Genomic DNA, 23148 nt, shown 5'->3' with positions numbered 1-23148 from the left:
TCAATTTGCCTGAATCCATAGCCAGCCATCGTTTGCTACACATCCAGCACCTCTAATTCCGGTGCCTGCCAAGGCGTTTTTTTCGTTTCCATCGGTCGTCCCCGCTATCTACAAAAACTGGAACCAAGATGCGAGCACCCTTAAATTACTTGTGCGATACAAACTTTTTAAGATACGATATGTATCTTTGTTGAAATTATAAGACACAATACGTATCTAAGTAAACAACTATTTCATCCCTTTCTATGGGTTAAGTATTCCCCTGTAGCGCTACTGACCCGAGTTAAAGCCCACTCTCCTCTATATAGCTTTTTTATTTTGATACTCATCTAATCGTTAATCGGACTATTTTTGATCTGATCACTGAAGTGAAGAGCAGTAAAGAAATCATTCATGAATTGATGGCTGACTTTATTAAGGAGTAGCACAGGTCACCTGGATCATATGATATCAAACAAACCGATAACTGACTTGTTTCAGTTGTCGGTTTGTTTTTCAGAATTTGTTAAAACCTTATTTCAATAAATGCTTTGAGATCCTATTCTCATTCCAGTCGTATACTAAGACACTATTCTCACGGTAGTCCAATACAGACCCTTTTACTCCATTAAATTCGTGAATAGAGGCCAAAGTTTTTACATCTAAAATATACTGGGTGGTAAGCAAATCTACATATAGGTTTCCTTCTACCGTTTTCTTTGCTGTCGGCAGACCGTCTCCCTCAGACATATTAAAATTCGATAGTACCCTATCCTTTACTAAACCCTTCTGGTTGAACAATCTTAATTTTTTGGTTTGAGGATTAAATACCATATAATCATCCCCAGCTTGGAAAGCAAACCCAAATTGATCGATTGTTCTTCCCCAGATAGCGGAACCTTTTGGAGATAAAGCTATTAGTTTACGCGTATTTGCTTGATATACTGAAAACACAAAAGTACCATCATCGAGTGCAAAAGCAGTATAAAAGTTGACTCCTGCTCCCTTTGGGAATGTGTATTGAAATGAGCGCTGTAAGGAAGAGTTGTATACTTCAACTTTTTGAGCATTGCCTTGCTTTGTTAACAGCTCTATGGCGATTTGGTTCTTCGACACAGTAGTTAGCTTTCCGGATACCACCTTACTTGCTTTCTGCTTGCCATTTTTATCGAAAGATAGTAGTTGTACCGTTTCTGCACCGATTGTATTCGATTTCTGACCTGCAATAATTAAGTTTCCGTCACTCATGCGATATAACTTGCCATCAAATGCCCCTAGATCTTGTCCTACGCGCTTACTCCAATTTTCCTTCCCTGCAGGGCTCACAGAATAAAGAATTCCTGGAAATGAGAAATAGGCGTATACCGTACCGTCTGGTGCATAAGCAAAAGGATATTCTGTACTTGGCCATCCGTATCCCGCCTTTGCAAACGAGAATACCCATTTAATCTTTCCTGTTTTGGGATCTACGGCTCGAAGTGTATCGGGTGACCAAGCTTTTGTCTCAGAGAATCTTTCTTCTCCAACATGTAAGTACAGCGTATCTTTTCCTGGCACATAAAAACTCTCTGGTTGAATCGATATGTAATCTTCATTCGGTGATTGAGTCCAAACCGCTTGTGGCAAGAATTCATAATTCTTAGCAGCCACCACCCCACCAACATTTGCAAAAACCAGGGTAGCTACCATGAGACTAATTAACTTCTTTTTCATACGAAAACCTCAACTTTCCTTTTTGAATTGATACTTCATAACCGGAGTTAGATTCAATAGGGTTGCCCCTTATAAACTTGCATTGTTTTCCCCTCTCCTATTGGACTATATAATTTTATCGACATTATTTCACTATTATTAAGGAATATAACATGACATTTTTTGAAAACACCTAACAGCGACATATTTCATTCTTCGTAGCATACTGTTTAGAGGCGCTAATCCGCTTTGATGCAGCAGCGCTCTAGTCATCCGAGAGTGCATCTCGATAATCGGTAGCAGCCAAGAATTGTTGCTCATGGTAACCACTGCCTCTCAATTGAACAGTAACGTTATTAATATATGGGTAGTATTCACTTAAGGCTGTTTGGCTATCTTTAGCTACGTACATGACACTCGTTGTGGAGATGGGTAATCCTGCTAAACCTGCTTTAATCGCACTTGCTGGTGGTCCTCCTACTGTACGCCATATCGGCATTTTCCCATGTAATGGTTGGGGGATGATTTAGGTATGATGTAGTGGTGCCCGGAATTCACCTTGCCATGTAACACGTTCTTCTTCGTTAATCTTCAGCAGTAAAGCCAATTTCTCTTCAAACAATTCTTCATAGTTACTCACATCAAAACCTAATAACTCATATGCACCTAGACGTGAACCACGTCCTGCTACAATTTCCGCACGTCCATTTGAAATCAGATCCAACGTTGCAAAGTCTTCATAGATCCGTTGCTGTACAGAGATGCGCTGGCCTGTTAAATGGAATAGAGACCGATCTCCATACCTTTTTCTTGTTGAATACGATATTGTTCCATCTTGGTCTGTCCTTCCATATGAGCTCCATGGAGGCCTAGAAACCAAAAGTTGATTTCATCTCAATTTATTCGTTGAACTTACTGGCACCTAGTCCGAGCTTCTTGAGAAGATCGGTTAACTGTATTTTTTCTTCAGTGGTAATCGAAGACAGATTTTTGGATTTAATCCTAATGTTTAATTAAGTTAAATTTATTAATTCAATCAGTATACTGCTGAAGTATTCTTTGTTCAGCAGAGATTTTCTCCAAGTTTGAGTGAAACAACTGATCCTCCTCCTATCAAAAAAGCAGCCCCGTCAGGAGCTGCCTCATGTATTATGCCTTATATTGTAATCTTATCTGTTTCCGCTAACCTGTCAGCTTACTCCGCACCCGGATAAGGGTTGATCTTCTGGATCGTTCCGTCTTCGTTGTATTTCAGCTCGGAATATTTAACGCAGCGCTTGTGGTTGACGCCTTCCGACAGGGAGCTGTCGTGATAGAACAGATACCACTTGTCTTCAACTTGCACAATGGAGTGATGGGTTGTCCAGCCGATAACCGGAGAGAGAATCTCGCCCTTGAACGTGAATGGTCCCATCGGGTTCTTGCCGATCGCATATACGAGCTTATGCGTGGTTCCTGTAGAGTAGGACAGGTAGTAATAGCCGTTATATTTATGCACCCATGGGCCTTCAAAATATCTCCGTTCCTCATCCCCAGCCAGAATCGGATTCCCGTCTTCATCGACAATCAATATCTCGGCAGGCTTGTCTTGGAAGGACAGCATGTCGTCGCTAAGCAGTGCAACTTGCGGTCCAAGCGCCGGCTGGTCAGGAGCAGGTCCTTCAGCATCTGGCACGAAGCTGCCGGTCTGCCATTTCTCCAACTGGCCACCCCAGAGTCCGCCGAAATAGATGTATGACTGATTGTCGTCATCCACCAGTACGGCCGGATCGATACTGAAGCTGCCTTCCATATAATTCGGTTGCGGTGTGAACGGGCCTGCCGGAGACTCTGATGTTGCCACACCCAGACGGAAAATGCCGTCATGGTCCCGTGCCGGGAAGAACAGGTAATAGGTATTGTTCTTATAAGCGGCATCCGGTGCCCAGAGCTGCTTGGAGGCCCACGGAATATCTCTCAGATGCAACGCTTCGCCGTGATCGACCACCGGGGAATCGAAGTTGTTCATCGAGAGGACATGATAGTCTTCCATTTTATACTGGTCGCCGTTATCGTTGCTCGGCTCGTCATGATCGAGGTCATGGGAAGGATAGATGTAGATTTTGCCCTCGTAGACATGGACGGACGGGTCAGCAGTGAAGATGTGGGTTACGAGCGGCTGGTGGGGCTTAGGTAGTTGTTGTTGATTCATAAGGCATCTCCTTTGGTATTGGAATAATAAAATACTTCATATACGGGATTACGGTAATTCATTGATTGCATCCTCAGAATTAAAAGCAAGCGTTTACAATCTCTAATGTTATTGTATAAGCTCCGCTTATTCTTTCCTAGTACACATAATAAAGAACTTCCCCCGAAAAAATGTACAATTCCCGCCCATCTCATAATTCTTATATTCTACAATGAAGTGATCTTTTTTGCGTTGTCTTGTCGCACATATTATTTCTTCTCCTATGGATCACAACCATTATATGTCTTCACAAGTTTTTGAGCTCGTAAGCTTTTTTCTCGAAGTTCCACCGTCTCACGTTCGTAATACACTTTTCCTTTATTATCACTTCACTCTTTCGGAAATATTTTCACTTATTTCTTCAGGATTTTCAACACCAATGATCAACTTTGATATTTTGAACATACCAACTTTCAAGCTATTCAAATCTAAATGAAGAGTTTCAAGCTCATTTTCAAAAAAGTGGAGTTGAAAACCACCATTTGATCTAAATAACCCATTTCTCTTTTCTCCTAATAAAGCACCATATAGTTTAAAAGCATTGGGTATTGGTCTACCTGTTGTTATTCCCTCGATTGAAGAGTATGGAATTTGCAACCCTTTATCTAATTTTATAAAGGGTGAGTTTCCAAAGTCGATATTTACGTAGGTTTCCATTAATTGAATTTTACGTTCCATATTTTGATTCCCCCATTTTCTTTTCAAATAATCCATTTATTTCATAACCCATAATTACATATAATACCACAGACACCTCTTTTATTCATGAAAGTCTAAGCACTGCCCTCCGCGCCTTCGCGGGTTACGTCCTCCTTTTTATATTCCATTTCCAATCATTTATTAAAGAACCTACGCGTGTAGCATGTAGTGCTTAAACAGGGACTTATCTTTAACCTAACACTAAGAAAATACTATATTTTCACTGGACAATTAGTTTATTTTTCCTACACATTTGTTAAATGAAATTGTATGAAACTTAGTTAGGTGTTTATCTAATCGGCAATCGGTACAAGTTCTTGTCCTCGACTCGGTACAAGAACTTGTACCGATAAAACAAAAAAGCCGCTAAATTAGCGACTTCAATAGGAATATGTTCTTGTCCCTCGACAGCAGGTGTCTGAGGACAAAAACTGGTACCGTTAATGTCGAGACGGTTCATCTAGTTTTGCGCGGGTCTCCTAGTAAGTCAATAACTTAGGTTCCCTCAGTTCTTACTTATTTATCAAGCTATGCACCATGTCATTCCTCTTGTTTGGTTCTTTTAACCATGTTTCTTTAGTAAACTGACTGCTACATGAACCCCTTATTTGAATGATTACTTCATTAAGGAAGGAATAATTGAATCAATCTGCATCCCTCTAGATGCTTTTAACAAAATCACATCATTTTTATTAATTTTTCGCTTTAATGCATTCGCCAACACTATTTTATCTTTAAAAGTCATTACAGTCCCTATTGGATATCTCCTTTTTGCTTCTGAGGCAATATGGCTACTGAGATCACCAAATGTATAAATATAATTTATTTTATCTGGATCAAGATTTCTGCCAATTACTCGGTGAAACTCTATTTCATCATCACCCAGTTCAAGCATATCACCAATTACTAAATGCTTTTCACAATAAGCCGTCAGTTCCTGAAAAGTCATAATTGCTGCATTTACGGAATCCGGGCTAGCATTCCAAGCATCATTAATAATTGTAAATCCCAATGGTGAACTAATCTTCTCTAATCGCATATTAGGCAATTTCAACTGATTAAATCCTTCATTTATTTCAGCAGAGTTTAAACCCAACCTCAGAGCTATGGCAATTGTAGCAAGTGCATTATTAATATTATGTGCACCAAGAAGTGGAAGGTAGTAAGTATCGTTTGCAACAGAGAATTGGGAACCATCGGAGTTTGATAATGTATTCTCGGCGATCACATCATTAAAATCCCCCTGCCCAAAACTAATTGTTTCTATTGAGATATTTTTTTTGATATTACTTAGTTCTTTGGTTAAATACGGCTCGTCACCGTTGAAAACAAAGCACCCACCATTCTTTAGACCACTAATAATTTCTAATTTTGCTGCTGCTATTTGTTCTCTAGAGCCGAGACTAGATAGATGGGAAACTCCTATCATTGTAATCACAGCTATGTCTGGATGTGTAATTCGGGAAAGTTGCTCAATTTGACCTCTTTCACTCATCCCCATCTCGATTACTGCAACTTCAGCATCCTTATCTATCCCTAAAACCGTTAATGGGACACCTAATTGACTGTTTAAATTACCTTCTGTTTTATAAACTCGAAATTTTGTCTGTAAAACAGAATTTAGCATCTCTTTTGTAGTTGTCTTACCGTTGCTACCCGTAACACCAATAACTTTGACTTGTAATTCTCGTCGGTATTCTGCCGCTAATTTTTGTAAGGCTTCTAAGGAATCATTTACATAAATTAACGGAAGATGAACTGGTGGGTTAGGGTGATCCTTTTCCCAGAAAGAAGCAATCGCTCCTTTAGATATTGCTTCACTTACATAATTATGCCCATCTAACTCTCTTATAATTGGGACAAATAAATTTCCCGGTTTTATGGACCTAGAGTCAATAGACACTCCTTGAATCATGAGTTCCTCAAACTCCACAGATAACCCATCACCTGAAGACATTCTTTCAATAACTTTGAGTTCATGAGTAATCATCATCGCACCACCTATTGAATTGAATTTTTATGTGGAGCTTATAACCTAACCTATTTTTGATAATGACATGTAAGTCGAGAAATCAAAAGATCCATGACTAAGGCTTTTTCTTTAAATAGTGGTTTTCACACTATTTAACTTGGATAAGTTTCCTGTTTTTTGATATCTCTTAACCTGATACTCTCCAGTATTCATTAAACTAACTGCCCGTTAGTTTAATGAATTGAAGGGCAAGATGATGATTAGATACATGCCTAATCGGCAATAGGAACATGTTCTTGTCCCTTGACAAAATCCCCCCGATACTTTTCTTACTACATCATAGACACCTCTTGCTTCTATTGCTTCTACAGTGCAGTAGATCGGTTCCTGTGCCAACCAAAAAAGAAGTCGCTCCTATAGCGACTTCTTCATCTCTTTCAAGCGTTTCTTAGCACAAAATATATGCCTAGTTCTAAAGCTCATCTACTTGGTTACAACTGTATGTTATGACCTGCTGACATCATCACCAATGCTTAAAACAGGATGGTTTCGGGGGTAACACCCTTAGGATACTCTTCTTCCCATACGGTTTTCTCTACATAGGCCTGGTACCACATCTCTGCAATTACATCCGGATCATTAATTGCGCCGGTACCTGACTCCTTGATCAATAAACCTAATGAGCGGTGGCCCACAAAAATCCCTTGAGCAGACAATGAAGTATGAAGATTAGTAACATAATTGCGTAACCCTGAAAGAGCAATACCGATATTCCCCATCATGGACACAGGGTACATGGCGGATAATCCTGAGGTAAAGAGCAAGGCTCCCTCTTTCCTGGCGAGCATATCAGGGAGAACCGTATTGACGACATGGATGGCACTAACCACATTCGCCTCAAATGCGTCCCTGGCGTTCTCCGCCGTTAACTCCAATACAGAAGTGGGAGGATAATTGCCTGCTGTTGGACTGAATTCCAACACATCAATCTGACCATACTTTTCTTTCATGTTGGTCATAGCCTGTTCAATCTGTTCCTTGTTAAAAATATCTGCTACGAAATAAGATGCCTCGATACCATCCGCTTTCAGTTCCTCCACCATATCTTGCAGTTTTGCAGCATTTCTTGCAACTAATGCCACTTGGAAGCCGCGCTTGCCAAAGCTCTTCGCAATAGATAATCCTAATCCCTTACCTGCACCAACAATCGCCAGTGTTTTCATTTATGATTCTCCTTTTATGAATGAGTTAGTGAGTTCAATTGACAGTTTTAATTGTAAAACGTACACTTAAAGGGCTCAATGGTTGATATAATTCAATGTGTTAATTAAACATCACTTTTGATAAATCCGACTATTATTTATGGAGGGGAAGCACGAATTGGGTAAAGATAAAGTGGATCTGCGCATTCTCAAAACGCGGAAAGCCATTAAAGAAGCGTTTCTGAGATTAGTACAAACCAAAGGCTATGAACGAATTACTGTGCAGGACATTGCCAAAGAAGCGATGATAAATCGCAACACATTTTATTTGCACTATGTAGATAAACCTCAATTCATGGAGAAGTTATTTCAGGAAAACGTGGAGAGTTTAAATGCTTGCTTAAGCCTGGAAGTGAGTTCAATTCATGAGATGGATAAAGATATGTTTGCGACCATGTTAAAAACGATTTTCGACGATATTGAAGCCAATATGATATTCTTTAAGACAATGATCACTCAAAATATTTATCCAAACTTCTCCGTTTACTTGAAAGAGGCTTTTAAAACGATCATTTTTTCGGGAATCGGCGATCATCGCCACGATGAGAAGATAAAAATTGGCATCGAATACATGATATCTGGATTGGTAGGAGTAATTTGTCTCTGGATAGTTGAACCGGAGAACTACAGGGTAGATAACTTTATCGAGCAACTGAGTGAAATTCACTATTCTAACATGGTTGACTTGCTGAAGGATACTTGATAATAAACTAGTATGATCTGAACAGAAAGGCTATTCTTGCCGAATCTGATCTGGCTCGACTCCCTGCTTAGATCTGTCAGAACTAGGCAGGCATAGAATAATGTTTGCAGCCGAGAGAGTTCAGGTTGGTAGGATGGCCTGCCTGTTTCACCATACTTTGAATCAACTTGCTTAATGGGTAATTACCACCACTACAAAGCAGAATATCCCCGTTAAGTATAAATTCTCACTTACATACAATTGATTTCATTAAACCGAAGATTATTTATAATCCATATTTTGTAAAATTAATCTTAATCCAAAATAGCAAATAATCGGTTGCTTCCTTTATGATGTTGAGCTTGAATGCGGCAAGTGTCTTTTTGTACTTATGAAATTTGCATTCACGATCTTAGGTGGAACCCCTAAGCACATATTCGCGTCCCGATGGTTGGCGCAGATTGATTGGTCTTTACCGGAAAAAAGTTATTTCTAATAAAAAAATCGTTATTCACGCGAATTCTTAAATTCATGTGCTTTTTTCTTGCCACATGATCTTCATCATGATGCTATTTAGATAGATACCTAATCCGAAATGACACAACGTTCTTGTCCTTAAAACAAAAAAAAGCCGCTGTAATAGCGACTTTAATGGAACAATGTTCTTGTCCCTCGACAATTTCGTTCTATTTTTGTTTTTATAAGTTCCCCTTTCTTGCTTTTTTTAGCGATGTCACTCTTCGATCGAATTCATAATAACTTTAAGCCTTGCGAAGCATTTGTCTCTCGCTTAGATGTGAAAGCATATCCTTCGTCATGGCCTTCAGGTCGTAGCGAGCATGAAATCCCCATTCTGTTTTCGCTGCCGTCGCATCAATGGAATGCGGCCAGCTATCGGCAATCGCCTGTCTCTTCGGATCAACGTCATAATCGAGGATAAAGCCTGGAAGCTCATCCCGAATCGCTGCAGCGATCGCCTCCGGATCCACGCTCATTGCGGTGACATTAAATGAATTTCGGTGCATCAACCGGGAAGAATCCGCTTCCATCAAATCGATGATAGCGTTCAGGGCATCCGGCATATACATCATGTCCATGTTTGAGTCCTTGGCGATATAAGATGTATATCGGCCAGCCGTCACGGCTGCGTAATAAATTTCCACGGCGTAATCCGTCGTTCCTCCGCCGGGAGGCGTCATATAAGATATCAAACCCGGGAATCGCAGTCCCCTAGTATCCAGGCCGTATTTGTGAAAATAATAATCACAAAGCAGTTCGCCGGACACTTTGTTCACGCCGTACATCGTATTGGGCCTCTGGATCGTATCCTGAGGGGTATTGTCTTTCGGAGTCAAAGGACCAAAAGATCCAATGGAGCTTGGAGTGAAAAATTGGCAGCCGAGCTCCCTGGATATTTCAAGTGCATTCATCAATCCACCCATATTCAAATTCCAGGCAAGTAGCGGTTTCTCCTCTGCGGTAGCCGACAGCAGCGCAGCCAAATGGATGACGGTATCAACTTCGTACCGCTTGGCGATTTCGAACATCGCCTTATCATTCGTCACGTCCAGCAGCTCGAATGGCCCGGATCGGGTAATTTCGTGGGCTGATGATCTGAGATCCGTAGCAATGACGTGATCCGCACCATAAATTTCACGTAATTTAACAACTAACTCAGAACCGATTTGGCCCAGTGCTCCGGTCACCAAAATCTTGTTCATAAGACATTCCTCCCGAAATGTACTCCCGCGAATGCAGCTAAATCAGCTTCATTTCCTTGCCAACTTTCTCATAAACGGAGATCACCTGGTCGAGCATATCCTTGGTATGGGCAGCTGTCGGCATGTTGCGTATTCTTCCGGTTCCTTTCGGAACCGTCGGAAACAGGATTGCCTTGGCGTAAACGCCTTCTTCATAAAGCCGTTTGCTGAACTGTTGGGTGGTTACTTCATCGCCAATGATACAAGGTGTGATCGGCGTTTCGCTTTGGCCTACATCATATCCAAGCCGGCTCAAGCCATTTTTCAAATCATTGCCGTTCTCCCACAGCTTCTCGATCAGCTCTTTGTCATTCATCAAAATGTCGACAGAAGCGCTACAAGAAGCGATTGCAGCCGGAGGTAGCGATGTCGAGAACAGAAACGGACGGCTTCTCAGCTTCAACCATTCAATCAGTTGTTTTTTACCCGCCACATAACCGCCGACAACGCCAATCGCCTTGGAAAGAGTACCAATTTGAAAGTCAATGCGGTCGGACAATCCAAAATGCTTCACGGTTCCCGCACCTGCTCCGAGAACGCCCGAACCATGGGCATCATCCACATAAGTAATCAGATCGAATTCTTCTGCTATTTTCACGATTTCAGGCAGCTTTGCTATATCACCATCCATGGAGAAAACCCCGTCGGTGATGACCATAATTTTATGGTACTGACCGGATTCCTTCGCATCTTTCGCCTGCTGTCTTAAATCATTCATATCCGAATGCTTAAAGCGAATCACCTTGGCTCTCGACAGGCGGCAGCCATCAATAATCGAAGCGTGGTTCAGCTCATCTGATAAAATCGCATCATGCTGGTCCATTACCGCGGATATAGCAGCCATATTGCAGTTAAATCCCGATTGATACACGATAACGGCTTCCGTTTTTTTGAAACGGGCCAGTTTTTCTTCAAGCTCAATATGAAGATCCATCGTACCATTAATTGTTCTCACAGCCCCTGCGCCTGCCCCGTATGTCTGCGACGCCTTAACTGAAGCATCAATCAGGCGGTGATCTGTTGCCAGTCCCAAATAGTTATTGGAAGACAAATTGATTAAGGACTTTCCGTCGATACGAATAACAGGACCATTTGCACCCTGCAGCGTATCGATGACGTTATATAGACCTTTAGTCTTTAGATCTTCGATGTTCGAACTTAAAAATTGGTCCAATGCTTGACTTGACATTCCATTCCCTCCTCGATATACGTATGTCCTCGTACAGGAGACACATAATTCTCCGGGAAAAACCTGTTATAAAAAGGGTTAGATTGATTTTAATGTATCATCTTTTTATTTTTTTGTACACATGTGGCGGACAAAAAAATAAAAATATCCGCAAAAAAACATAGCGATTGCTTCCCCCATTCCCGGAAGCAATCGCTACTAAATCTTTGCTATACTTTTTGTTACATTCTATACTAATTCATCATGTATTAAACTATTATTATGCAATGAGAAACTCTATTTCAACCTGTGAGGTGATTTGATGAACAAGATTTTAGCGATCTCGATTTTGGGAATGGGTTTAACAGGTGCTGTTTTAATCATCTCAATTGCTCTGTTGTTTAACCCTCCAATAGGAAGTGTGTTGAAGATGGTTACTGCTGCTTCAACATTATCTTTTATTATATTTGCTGTCTCGGCTTTGATATTTCGTCGGCGATTAGATGATGAAAATAGTGAGTAGTATATTTATACTTCCTCGATTTAGGACGAATGCTTCGCAGTAGCAATCCTAACAATGTTTCTGCTTATCTTCAGAAAATAATGAAACATGCATTCCCCCCTACAAGCACCCATGCTAGAAAATAGAATCTTCTGTTTTAAAATATATAGAAGCAGTGGCTTTCTATACCTTATTTTTCCATAACAGTCCAATATAGTTGTACCGTTCTTCCTGTTCGATCCGTTGTTTCTCTGTGTAGAGCGTTTGAATGGTTCTACAAAGTCACTTCTACTAAGCTTACAGCATGTAAGCTACTCAGCATCACCAAAATTATCGATCGGACTGTGAAAAATAAAAACATCACTTTGCCGGGCAACACCCACTGTTTTCCCTTTATATCCAGGTACGTGATCGCTGACCTGCACTTGGGGCGTCCTAGTCTACGGAGGAGCCCTTTTTCGTGATTTAAATACTCATACGTAAACTATACAAAAAAGGATCGTTAGCATTTCTGCAACGATCCCTGTTGTTAGTCCGCTAGTTGAAATCAGCAGATGATCAATTTGATACCTTATTAAGTTTGATTAAGCTAACGTTTCTCGTTAGCTTAATCTCGACAATAGATCGCTTTCTTTGTAACGATCTCTCTTAAGCTTTTAGATTCTATAGGATAACAGTGGAATTAATATTTAGCTTACTCGAATAACTCTCTGAGCATCCTATCCTTGTTATTCACAAACTCTTTCATAATCATATAATGGTCGGTTTCTTCCAATACTTGGACTTCGATACCATCCGGCTTTAGATTGTAAATAATCGAATCTGGGTATGCCATAAGGATCGGGGAATGGGTCGCAATTATAAATTGAGAGTTTTGCAAAACAAGTTCATGGATTCGTGTCAGCATCGCCATTTGGCGAAGGGGAGACAGTGCAGCCTCAGGCTCATCCAGTATATATAATCCATTCTCCCCGAACCGATGAATGAAAGTGGAAAAGAACGACTCTCCGTGCGATTGCTCATGCAAGGACTTGCCACCGTACGAATCTTTAATAGGGCGAATAGGGCGACCGAATGAAGGCTGGCTGTCCAACTCATCGATCGTTGTGGCTAAATTATAATAACTTTCTGCCCGGAAGAAGAAGCCATCCCTTGGGCGTCGCGGACCTCTGATCAATTGTATATATTCATATAAGCTCGAGTGAGTAGCCTGGGTTGAAAAGGAAAAGTTGACCGTCCCACCCTCCGGGTTAAATCCCCATGCGACAGCAATGGACTCCATCAGTGTTGATTTACCCATCCCATTTTCACCTACGATATAGGTTACCTTGGGGTGGAAATCAAGAGTATTTAGATTTCGAATGACCGCCAAATCAAAGGGGTAACGATTATAGGTGGGTACTTGTTGCCTCTTAATCTGAATTTGTCGTAAATAGGGATGCTGTATATTAATATAGTTCACTCCCTTTTAAAACTTTGATCGTTATGCTTACCTTTTTTTTGGAAAACACTGACTGATGTTTGTCTCAAGCTTTAGTTTACTCCATCAAACAAATAATACCACATACCGAAACTATTCTGCCCGTTAGCTTAATGAAACAGATAAATATTCTAATCGACATCGGTACCATGTTCTTGTCCTTTTGGCAATGGAACCAAGTTCTTGTCCTCAGCTGGGGACACTGCCATGCTTATTCATATGAAAAGAAGTCCGCAGAATCTGCGGACCTAATTGTGTAATACATCATGTTCCTCATAGTGCTTCAAATCAAGAAAATACCTCACGATTACGGAACGCTCGATATGTACCAAGTACAACTACAGCTGTAACTACAGTCATAATAAGCAAATACAACTGTAGATATGACACCTCCACCCTGAATATGGAGTAGTTTACTGGAGTTTGAAACAGTCTCGTTACCCGCATCATCGTACTGAAGGAAAATTCCTCAATCCACTTCGCCCATCCCGGGTTAAAGTTCATCACATCAAATGCCAGATAGGGCACGCCTACAATAGCCACATTAATGATTATGGCAACAAACGCCGTTGAACTGAGCGAAGAAACCCATAGCACAACGCATCCAAAAATCAGGCTGCCTGCCAAGTGTGTGACCAACTGAACTACATAATACTGAAGCGCAGACAACCTATAAGGCGAGAACTCATAATCGAAGCCTTGAAAGTACATGCCTACACTCTGTATTGGGGTATCTGCTCCAGCCAAATTTCCAAACCTCAACCAGTAGATTAGCAAGTTGATACTTGTAAACAAGAGGACGCATAGGACAATATATACTATTGAAGCCATCAATTTAGCCGATACGATTTGGCTCTTCCCTCGCTTGCTGCTGCGTACCAATGCTGCCGTCCCCAATGCATATTCCTCTGCGAATACGGGAGCCAGTCCCAGTAAAATCATGATCATCATAAAAAGCACGCCAAATTGATCAATGTATTCCAACAGATAACCCCAAGGTTTATTGTAGTGAATTTCAGTGACGTTTACGGTCCGTTCCATGACATTCCCGCTATCATCAGTTTTGGTGTAGTTTTTTATGAATTCCGGCGAAAACATGGAAATCTCATAAAATACGCCATATCGATTCTGATTCGCTTCATCACTATAACCCTTGTTTTGTAACTGTTCCTGTGCAGCCTGAACCTTCTCAGCCGTAATGGCTCCTTCATAGGGTTTGTAGAACGATGTACCCTTCATCGGCCCCGGATGTCCGAGATAGGCATACAGAACAAGCAGCATTAGTAGCCCGGTGAGTGCAAGATAGATACTTTTACGCGTCATTATTTTAACAAATTCATATCCGGTCAAACGAATCACGATGTCGCCTCCTCATCAAAATAGTGCATATATACGTCTTCAAGCCGAGGGGCCTCTGGCATAGCTTGTGGGACAGGCCGTTCTTTTGCCAAGATTCTCGCCACAATACCATCGGACTGATAGGACAATCCGCTTACCTTGAAACGAGAGGTGAGTTCGGCAAGCTGCTGTTCTGTTAACGTTGCAGTCCAAACGCTGCCTTGCATACTGTTCATGATCGCTTCCGGTGTGTTCTGAGTAATCAGTTGACCTTCATTCATCAGGATCATTTCCTTACACGAGAACTCCAGATCAGAGATAATATGCGTCGATAACAGTACAATCCGGTCTCTTCCCAACTCACCGATAATGTTACGAAATCGAATACGTTCCTTCGGATCAAGGCCAGCCGTAGGTTCGTCGAGAACTAGAATTTGCGGATCATTTAGCAAGGCTTGTGCAATTCCGAGCCGCTGTTTCATACCGCCAGAGAACGTACGAATTTTATGTTGTGCCTGCTTTTCCAGATCAACCATACGTAATGTCTCCTGCACTCGAATAGCGGCTTGATTCGTACTCAGTCCTTTTAACGAACACATGTACATGAGAAATTTATGAGCACTGAAACGATTATAAAATCCAAAGCGCTGCGGCATATAGCCCAATATATCGCGATAACGATCCCCCATCTGTTCAATGGGTTGCCCATCCAGCATAATTTGTCCGGACGTTGGCTTGGCGATGTCTACAAGCATGCGAAGCAGCGTTGTTTTGCCCGCTCCATTTGGTCCAAGCAGGCCGTAGACGCCACCGCTGGACAGCTCTAGCGTGAACGATTTCACGGCCCACTTGTTTCTATACTTCTTGGATACGTTATCCATGGTCAATTTCAAAGGAATAACCTCTTTCCGTTTGTGATGTATATTTTCGCGTCATCTGCCGGATCTGACTGATCAACAGAACCACTCCACATAATGCGATTGCAATAAGTACTGGGGTCTGGATAGATTGTACTAAAGTAACAAATCGGGGATTGCTTAACATAAGCCAGAAAAGCCCAAACCATGCGACCAAGAAAATACTAACAGCTGTTCCACCCCGAACACGCATAGCCAGCCACAAACTAGCCCCTGCCGCAATCATCAGTTGGGTATACCACAGACCGACGCCACTCCATGAGATGAAACTTCCTCTTCCGCCAGATACCAATAGCATAAGAAGCAGAACAAATACCATATTTCCTGCAAGCACGACGATCAGACGAGTCAGCATTAGCTGTTGTGCCGTAATTTTACAGGTCAGTTCGATCTCCATCAGCCCCTGATCCCGACCTTTGAATACTTCCAGTAATCCGAGAATAAAAGGTACAGGTACCAGAATAAGTCCACTCATGTATGGGGATATTGTGCTGCGGGTTCCCAACCAGAATCCGCACAACAGAAGCAATGCGCAAACTAGCCAGTACGATTTGTGGAAAACCATAACCTCACCCCGAACGAGTTGGAACAGTTCTGTAAATGATTTCCCCGGTGATTGCTCCAGATGAACATTCATCTGTCCCGGCATATGTGCATCCAAGGCCCTTATCGTCCTATCGATCTCCATCTCGGATGGATATTCAACCACATAGTCATCCAAAAAAGGGGCAATTTCGGCGTACTCCTCCATCTCCAATTCAGCTCGACGCTTCCTTCTATCTTCGTTTTCTGTACGTTTCATCCCGCTCACCTCCCACAATGATCTCTTTTAATTTCGTTATGCCCAAGCGTATACGTGATTTCACTGTCGACTCATTCGATCCCGTCAGCTCGGCAACCTCTTTGATCTTTAGTCCGTTGTAATAGTTCAGAATGACCGCGTCCCTCTGGTGCTCAGGCAAACTTTGTATCGCCAGCCTGACCTTATCATTCTGAAGCCGTTTATAGAATATGTTCCACACATTCTGGTGCTCACTTGCTGGGAGCGCCTCTTCTGTTAACTCACTCTCTCTGAGTTGTTGCTTGAACTCACGCCCACGAAAATAATCCATACAATGATTCACTGCTATTTTCAATAACCAGTGGCGGAATTTTCCGTTATCTCGATAATTTCCCAATGAATTCATCATTTTTACAAATACCTCTTGAGTTAGATCAAAAGAGATATGATAATCTCCCGTTTTTCGGTACACATATGAAAATATCGACTTGTAATGCCGCTTCACCAAAACTTCCATTGCAGCCCGACTACCTTCACGAATCTCATGAATTAATTCTTCATCATCCAACGCTCCCTCACCCCCTCAAACTAATTAACGATAACTTGATCATAAAAGATCAAAACTATTTATGTCTTGCTTTACGCATAATGCAAAATTAGCCATTTCGAATATTCCTGGGTAGCCCATGTGAAGGTCAAGGCCCTATATTATCAGAACAGCGGGGAAATTCCTGCTTCCATGCTGTTGAGAAAGTCTCACCGGCCTATGGATATTCATCTAATCGATAAGCAGAAGATGTTCTTGTACCGATAAAACAAAAAAAGCCGCTAAATAGCGACTTTAATGGGATCATGTTTTTGTCCCTCGACAACTTTGTTATTAAGTATATTCGTTTTGGTTGTATGAGCAACATTGATCTAAACCTTAAATTTCTCTCGCATAATACATCCACAGTGCAAAAAATACGATTAAAACAAATAATAAACAAGTTAGTAAGGTGTAGAATATCAAGGGATTAAAGAAACCGGCGATCACGGAGGCAATGCCCATACCAATGAGAATGATTGCTGTGCTGAGTGTGCCGGCTCTCTGGAGTATCATTACACTCCGCTCGTCATTCTCCTCAATATACTGCTTCTTCAGCTCGGCTTCATTATTACTGGCTTTTATATACCTGACGAGGAAAAAAGCGACGGCCACTTCAACCCCGATAAAAGCGCCTGTGTGAAATCCCTTTATAAAACTAGGTAAATCGGGTAGTCCACCTCGGTAAAATATAAGTCCTACATAGATCAATAGGGTAGCAGCGGCTACCAGTGACAGTACGTTTTTGCGAGTTTTTATTTTAATCTTGTACTTGTCCATTTACATTTCCTCCACTTCGCTGAAATCAAAAACATCTTCAATGGCGAGTCCAAAAAAATTGGCAATTTTGTAAGCAAGAATAAGGGAAGCCGTATATTTTCCCCTTTCAAGAGAGGTAATGGTTTGCCGGGTAACACCAACAATTCGTCCCAGCTCTTCTTGTGACAGCTTATGCTGCTTACGCAGTTCTGCAATTCTTGTCTTCAAGTGATCACGTCCTTGCAATGTTTACTTTGCATTTTTAGCATAGTTCACTTTGCATTATGTGTCAAGTTAACTTTGCATTTTTACTTACCTCTGAATGCAAAACAAGCTAAGCCCCTCTTTGTAAAAGGAGGGCTTGGCTCGGTTGATTTTTGATTATATAAGATGCCAGAAGAGTTTACTTAAACAGAGCAAATGGTTGAAGCGCTTGGTGTTACCCCTATAGAAACGTATGTAGGCCGTGACTTAATGTTAGTATTGGAAAGTGAAAAAGCGGTTTAAACCGCTACACCTGATTTCTGGAACCATAGATGGTATACTCGTACACTATTTATTCAGGTCTCGGTGCCACTTATCATCTCCCATTATTCTATCAACAATATGATGGGCTTCCCAAACAGCCGCAATCTCCAATCCTTCGCATTCTTCGCTTTTAGAAGGTCTAATCTCTCCCATATGATAAGTCAAATATTCTCCTGATATCTTATCAATGATACAGGCAGGTGGGGGCCAAGCCTCTTCTTCATCCGGGAATGGACGATTTTCAACGACCGGCCAATCACCTGATTTCAGTACATCATCATATACACCCACGATAAATTGGTATTCCTCTTCTTGAGGTATCTCTTCTATCGTGTCACTTATCACATTATAGATTGCAATGCTGGCATCTTTAAGCCTTCTCCCAAAGGCAAACTTAGCGTTAGGCAGAGGTATAGCGTAGATATCACCCAATTTTATTCGTTTACGTCTCGTATTTTTCACGGTTTTCCAAACTCCTTCGTTGAGGTTTTAAGTTAGTATTTTTCAAGTTCTGTCTTTAAATCCTCAATTAGTATATCGACTTCTAATACAGCAGAATCAGCATTATTTAAGAATATTGAAGGTTTAAAACCCTCTTTTTTTAAATTGGGTAGAAAATCGTCTATGAACTCGTACAAATCCATACTTTTACTTGAGTAAATTTCCCAACCATCAGTTGCACAGTATTCCGCGAATTCTTTTTTAGGCCAAAATGGAAGTAATTTATTACCTTTATCATCTTCAGTAACTGACCAACCATTCTCATAAAGCCCCCACACTTCTTCTGAATCCACTACTTTTTTGATGAAGTATTCATAACGAATATTTGCAGGGAGATTGATGACTGATTCAAATTCTTTCTGATTCATATTTCCTCCTAATGCTGTTGTTCTTCGACAAGAGTTGCAGCAGAAGAACTGAATTATCGAGTCTAAATTTAAACGACCGATTCCCAGGTAGAAATATTGGGAATCGGTCGTAAGCCTATTTTAGAGTATGAGATTTCAGGTCCGGTTTGCCCAGCATCTATTCCATCTGATCTTCATTCGCTGTATCCGAAATCGCAAATTACTGTTCTTTATACACGCGTACATAATCCACTTGCATCGTCGCCGGGATATCGGAGGCGTTCGGGGTACGGCCGCCGTCAAAGTTTCCACCGATTGCCAAGTTCATAATGAGGTAGAACGGCTCATCAAAAGGTGCATTGGGATTATTCGGTGCAGTTGCGGAATACCACTGCTCGTTAGTGACTTTATAGTAAAACTTGCCGTCTACATACCATTTAATGTTGTCCTCTTCCCAGACTACCGAGTATACATGATAATCATTGGCAAAAGTTTGCCCCGCCGGGAAGTGATAATCGCCGCCCGAATACTGGTTCCCGGGCCATTGTCCACCAAAGTGTATAGTACCGCTTACTGATCCAGGCAGACGGCCTCTCGCTTCCATAACATCAATTTCTCCTGATGCAGCCCAAGTGCCGTATACCGAATCTTTTGGAAGCATCCACAGTGCTGGCCATACACCATCACCTGTAGGAAGCTTGGCACGAAAATCGACTCTGCCGTATTTCAAGGACAGTTTATCCTTGGTGTTAATCTTTCCCGAAGAATACTGTGCATACCGATTCGGGTCTTGGGGGAAAGATTTGCTGTCGTTCATGGCTTTGATATTCAGCTTTCCATCCTGTACATATACATTTTGGGTGCTGTTTGTGTAGTGCTGCAGTTCTGCATTTCCCCATCCCCAAGTACCGGGATCGTTGTTAAGATAATATCCTGTTTCATAGTTCCATTTACTTGTATCCAGCGTAGTTCCGTTGAATTCATCCTGCCAAATGAGGTTCATGCCCGCGATTGCCGGGTCGGTTGGCGTTCCGATCGAGATATCCTCTTGATCAGATACATCCGGACGCGGGGCATTTGGATTGCCGATGAAGGTATAGTTGACGAAGTTGTTGCCAATATTTCCACCCGCCTGTCCGTTCAGCGGATATCCGATACGGATCTGCATATTTTCTTGGATTGGCTGGAACCAAAGACCATAGATATAATCGGACCAGTAACCCCACTGATTGGCATCGGACATATTGTTATACCCATTACCGGAGTATGCAAATTTGCTCTGGCTGGAGTTACTCAAATCCACCCATTGCCCATTGATGTTAATCTGGTATACGAAGTTGCCTAGTTCCTTGGCGATTGGCGCGCCCCCATCAATTTTGGGAAGCGGAACCCCAATGGAACCATTCGCATCTGCTGTGAAGGTTGTTCCTTCGTATGGCGTAATGACATATGAATTTCTTGTAGGTTCATTAAACGTAATGGTATAAACAAGATTAGTCGAAGAAGTCTTTGATTCTAATTTGACATTGATCGACTCCGTTACGTTAAACCAGTACCCACCTCCGCCATCAGTGAAATGGCCAAAATTGTGATCGTAGATCCAGCCGCTGGCTGCGTTATTGTCAATATCAATCCAAGTGTTGCTGTTTACAGGTTTGACATACACCTTCAAATCATCCGCAACAGCTTCATAAGTGACCGCAGGATTATTGTTGAACGTTGGATATGTAAAGCCTGCACCGCCTGTGAAACTTGCTGTGATTTGTGGACCTTGTGTCGGGTTCATCGCTGTGATGGTTGTTTTGTTGATGTTTTGGAATACAAGTTGATACTCCAGCTTAACACCATTCGCTTTGGAGTACAGTTGAATCTCGGTTGTTGCGGAGAGGGTGAACCAATAACCATTGAAGCCGCCATCGCTCCAGTGCCCCCAGTTTTGGTTATAGATATAACCGCCTGCCTGGTCGATATCAACCCAGTTGTTTCCCACTTTTACATTAACGCCCACATCACTGTGAACATCATTCCATGTCGCGGAGCCTCCATTGAACTTAGGCATAACAAATCCGTAGCTGGCTTTGCCAACCCCAGATTTAGAAATAACAGGCCCGTCTGCTGGTGAGAAGTACTCCATTGAGGTTACGGTAGTTCCCGCTGCCTGAACCTTTGAAGTTGGCAGTATGCCAATACTAGCCAGCATCACAACCACAAGGAACATACCGAGTACCTTTTTCATAAACCGTTTCGCCGTAAAGTGAGATGGTTTCATAATTATCCTCCTTTAATAGAATAATAGCTTTTCCCAATCCATGTGCATTAAGGAAATCGCTTACATGAAGGGATATCTTTATTCTATCGAATAGGTTAATTCGCTGAAAAGGTACAATTGTTTTTGTGGTATCCCATTTTTTTGGCTTTTGATTCAATCTGCCTTCTGCCGCATCATCTGTCGGTACTCTGTGGGTTGGATCTGCATCACAAGTCGGAACGCGCGTGTAAAGCTTTTGTAGCTTTCATATCCAACCATAGCAGCCACCTCCACAATTTTATGATCGGTTTCGGCGAGAAGCCGCCGCGCTTTATCCAGACGCACATCTCGTAGGTATTCAGCAAAACCTTTACCAATATTCTTCTTAAACAGATTTGAAAAATAAGCATAATTAAGCGATACATGATTGGATACCATCGCGAGGTCCAGCGGTTTGTGGTAACTCTCGTGTATAAAACGAATAGCTTCATTTAGATCCTGCGAATGGCGATAGCTGCACTTATAGTCATAATATAACTGATTCAACCGAAGCAGCTGCTGTTGCAGTGCTTGTATATACTCACGCATCCCTTGATAATCAAAGAGATTACGCAAGGATTCAAGATCCAGCACTTCTTCCCCCATATAAGGGTGGATAACTCGTTCGTATTCCTCCATCATCTGAACGGTGGCGGCGCAGAGCTGTTGGGTATAGCGAATAGGATAACGTTGCAGCACCTTTTTGTGAAATATTGCAGAAATACCCTGAGTAATTGTTCCGCTGTTATCTGTTCCAACCGACTGGAACAGTTCATATAAGTCTTCATAGGGCAGTTGCCACTGCTGTTCCATATGCTCAATATGTGCTGGGGAGATACTGTACTGATCAGGAAACAGGTAACTGTGGCGATAGAGCTCAAGCACTTGGGTATAGCTGTCGGGTAGTTCTTTTAACCCCTGAATCGGGTTAGTCATGGCTGTTATGGCATCGATCTTTCCTTCCTTGAGTGCTGCAGGCAAAACACTTGGATCTATGGACGCATCCACCGCAAGGATCAGGTATGGGCGATGTTGTAGGCAAATACAACCTTGTCTGCCAAACACACGATAAGCAATGGCTTCCATGCTATGGGCGCTGCTGGCTCCGGCCTGGTTAATGCAAACTTCTTCCCGAAGCAGGGCTAGACGATAATTACGCCATAACGCATCATGTTGTTCCTCAATCTGAAGAATCCATGCGTCATCACATAACGCACCTTGCATAAACATTCTTAATTCTTTACGATCGGTCTCTTGGGCAAGACGGGATACACGCTGCATATTATGCGTAAGTGCCTGCCGTGTCTGGATCTCTTGCCATACATGCTCCAGGGAATGTTGCAGATCCTCGCGCTTCAAAGGTTTGAGCAAGTAACCCTTTGCCCCGAGCCCGATCGCTTTTTGGGCATATGTAAAATCACTATAACCGCTGATAATGAGGTATTCCACATCCATGTATTCCTCTTTGGTTTGAGCCATGAGTGCCAACCCATCCATATCCGGCATCCTAATATCGGTAATAACGATGTGAATGCAATGCTGCCGCAATAGGCACAGCGCCTCAATCCCACTCGCGGCACAGTATATGTTGTTCAGCTCCAGAGGAAATTGATGCAGCATGGCCTGCAGGCCGTCACGAATGTGTTTTTGATCGTCCACAATCAGGAGATTAATCATG

At 42.0% G+C, this 23148-nt stretch carries 20 protein-coding genes and 1 pseudogene; 2 read left to right on the top strand and 19 right to left on the bottom strand.

Going from position 1 to position 23148, the window contains the following annotated elements; translation table 11 throughout:
* Positions 1 to 513 precede the first annotated feature (513 nt).
* The 6 genes and pseudogenes from MHI52_RS16810 to MHI52_RS16785 form a co-directional block, all read right to left on the bottom strand.
* On the bottom strand, positions 514 to 1692 hold the full coding sequence (locus MHI52_RS16810; RefSeq protein ID WP_340982402.1) for a hypothetical protein: 1179 nt from the start codon (positions 1690 to 1692) through the stop codon (positions 514 to 516).
* 256 nt (positions 1693 to 1948) lie between these two features.
* Positions 1949 to 2419: pseudogene (locus MHI52_RS16805) on the bottom strand (LLM class flavin-dependent oxidoreductase); the annotation flags it as partial.
* Positions 2420 to 2866: 447 nt separating this feature from the next.
* On the bottom strand, positions 2867 to 3862 hold the full coding sequence (locus MHI52_RS16800) for a glycoside hydrolase family 43 protein (protein ID WP_340982403.1): 996 nt from the start codon (positions 3860 to 3862) through the stop codon (positions 2867 to 2869).
* Positions 3863 to 4225: 363 nt separating this feature from the next.
* On the bottom strand, positions 4226 to 4579 hold the full coding sequence (locus MHI52_RS16795) for a hypothetical protein (protein ID WP_340982404.1): 354 nt from the start codon (positions 4577 to 4579) through the stop codon (positions 4226 to 4228).
* A gap of 637 nt (positions 4580 to 5216) precedes the next feature.
* Positions 5217 to 6593 (bottom strand): UDP-N-acetylmuramoyl-tripeptide--D-alanyl-D-alanine ligase, encoded by a 1377-nt coding sequence (gene murF / locus MHI52_RS16790; protein WP_405157319.1) that lies wholly within the window; start codon positions 6591 to 6593, stop codon positions 5217 to 5219.
* A 512-nt stretch (positions 6594 to 7105) separates the two neighbouring features.
* Positions 7106 to 7795, bottom strand: a complete 690-nt coding sequence (locus tag MHI52_RS16785) for an SDR family NAD(P)-dependent oxidoreductase (protein WP_340982406.1) — start codon at positions 7793 to 7795, stop codon at positions 7106 to 7108.
* Between the two features lie 157 nt (positions 7796 to 7952).
* Between MHI52_RS16785 and MHI52_RS16780 the strand changes: the two genes are divergently transcribed.
* Positions 7953 to 8537, top strand: coding sequence for a TetR/AcrR family transcriptional regulator (locus tag MHI52_RS16780; RefSeq protein WP_051447337.1), 585 nt, complete (start codon positions 7953 to 7955; stop codon positions 8535 to 8537).
* 740 nt (positions 8538 to 9277) lie between these two features.
* Here the strand turns inward: MHI52_RS16780 and MHI52_RS16775 are convergent.
* Both MHI52_RS16775 and MHI52_RS16770 read right to left on the bottom strand, forming a co-directional pair.
* The gene (locus tag MHI52_RS16775) at positions 9278 to 10237 is read right to left on the bottom strand and encodes an L-threonine 3-dehydrogenase (RefSeq protein WP_076250511.1); all 960 of its coding nucleotides are present in this window, start codon (positions 10235 to 10237) and stop codon (positions 9278 to 9280) included.
* Between the two features lie 37 nt (positions 10238 to 10274).
* Positions 10275 to 11465, bottom strand: coding sequence for a glycine C-acetyltransferase (locus MHI52_RS16770; protein WP_315372705.1), 1191 nt, complete (start codon positions 11463 to 11465; stop codon positions 10275 to 10277).
* Between the two features lie 301 nt (positions 11466 to 11766).
* Between MHI52_RS16770 and MHI52_RS16765 the strand changes: the two genes are divergently transcribed.
* Positions 11767 to 11967, top strand: a complete 201-nt coding sequence (locus MHI52_RS16765) for a hypothetical protein (protein ID WP_237175103.1) — start codon at positions 11767 to 11769, stop codon at positions 11965 to 11967.
* Positions 11968 to 12640: 673 nt separating this feature from the next.
* Here MHI52_RS16765 and MHI52_RS16760 read toward each other — a convergent pair.
* The 11 genes from MHI52_RS16760 to MHI52_RS16710 all read right to left on the bottom strand — a co-directional run bounded on the left by MHI52_RS16760 (position 12641) and on the right by MHI52_RS16710 (position 23147).
* Positions 12641 to 13393 (bottom strand): AAA family ATPase, encoded by a 753-nt coding sequence (locus tag MHI52_RS16760; protein ID WP_405159395.1) that lies wholly within the window; start codon positions 13391 to 13393, stop codon positions 12641 to 12643.
* A gap of 321 nt (positions 13394 to 13714) precedes the next feature.
* Positions 13715 to 14785: a hypothetical protein gene (locus tag MHI52_RS16755; RefSeq protein ID WP_405157318.1), complete on the bottom strand. Its 1071-nt coding sequence runs from the start codon at positions 14783 to 14785 to the stop codon at positions 13715 to 13717.
* Positions 14782 to 15657, bottom strand: coding sequence for an ABC transporter ATP-binding protein (locus MHI52_RS16750; RefSeq protein WP_221821441.1), 876 nt, complete (start codon positions 15655 to 15657; stop codon positions 14782 to 14784). Before MHI52_RS16750 ends, MHI52_RS16755 begins: the two co-directional genes overlap by 4 nt.
* On the bottom strand, positions 15638 to 16483 hold the full coding sequence (locus tag MHI52_RS16745) for a hypothetical protein (protein ID WP_221821440.1): 846 nt from the start codon (positions 16481 to 16483) through the stop codon (positions 15638 to 15640). The genes MHI52_RS16750 and MHI52_RS16745 overlap by 20 nt, the downstream gene beginning before the upstream one ends.
* Positions 16458 to 17030 carry a sigma-70 family RNA polymerase sigma factor gene (locus MHI52_RS16740; protein ID WP_340982408.1) on the bottom strand — a complete coding sequence of 191 codons (573 nt, stop codon included), beginning with the start codon at positions 17028 to 17030 and terminating at the stop codon, positions 16458 to 16460. Before MHI52_RS16740 ends, MHI52_RS16745 begins: the two co-directional genes overlap by 26 nt.
* Positions 17031 to 17387: 357 nt before the next feature.
* Complete coding sequence (locus tag MHI52_RS16735; protein WP_127549256.1) at positions 17388 to 17828, bottom strand: hypothetical protein; 441 nt, start codon at positions 17826 to 17828, stop codon at positions 17388 to 17390.
* Positions 17829 to 18035 (bottom strand): helix-turn-helix transcriptional regulator, encoded by a 207-nt coding sequence (locus MHI52_RS16730; RefSeq protein WP_036613900.1) that lies wholly within the window; start codon positions 18033 to 18035, stop codon positions 17829 to 17831.
* Between the two features lie 324 nt (positions 18036 to 18359).
* Positions 18360 to 18797, bottom strand: a complete 438-nt coding sequence (locus tag MHI52_RS16725) for an Imm26 family immunity protein (RefSeq protein WP_340982409.1) — start codon at positions 18795 to 18797, stop codon at positions 18360 to 18362.
* A gap of 32 nt (positions 18798 to 18829) precedes the next feature.
* Positions 18830 to 19204 carry a DUF2750 domain-containing protein gene (locus MHI52_RS16720; RefSeq protein WP_076250519.1) on the bottom strand — a complete coding sequence of 125 codons (375 nt, stop codon included), beginning with the start codon at positions 19202 to 19204 and terminating at the stop codon, positions 18830 to 18832.
* Between the two features lie 199 nt (positions 19205 to 19403).
* Entirely contained in the window at positions 19404 to 21452 is a 2049-nt protein-coding gene (locus MHI52_RS16715) for a glycoside hydrolase family 16 protein (RefSeq protein ID WP_256719995.1), read from the bottom strand.
* A 153-nt stretch (positions 21453 to 21605) separates the two neighbouring features.
* Positions 21606 to 23147, bottom strand: a complete 1542-nt coding sequence (locus MHI52_RS16710) for a response regulator (protein ID WP_076250521.1) — start codon at positions 23145 to 23147, stop codon at positions 21606 to 21608.
* Position 23148: the final 1 nt, after the last annotated feature.

The organism is Paenibacillus sp. FSL H8-0283 (genome assembly GCF_045040675.1).
GTDB classification, from domain to species: domain Bacteria; phylum Bacillota; class Bacilli; order Paenibacillales; family Paenibacillaceae; genus Paenibacillus; species Paenibacillus amylolyticus.
The sequence above is the reverse complement of the archived record's forward strand: the minus strand, read 5'-3'. Positions and strand labels throughout refer to the sequence as shown.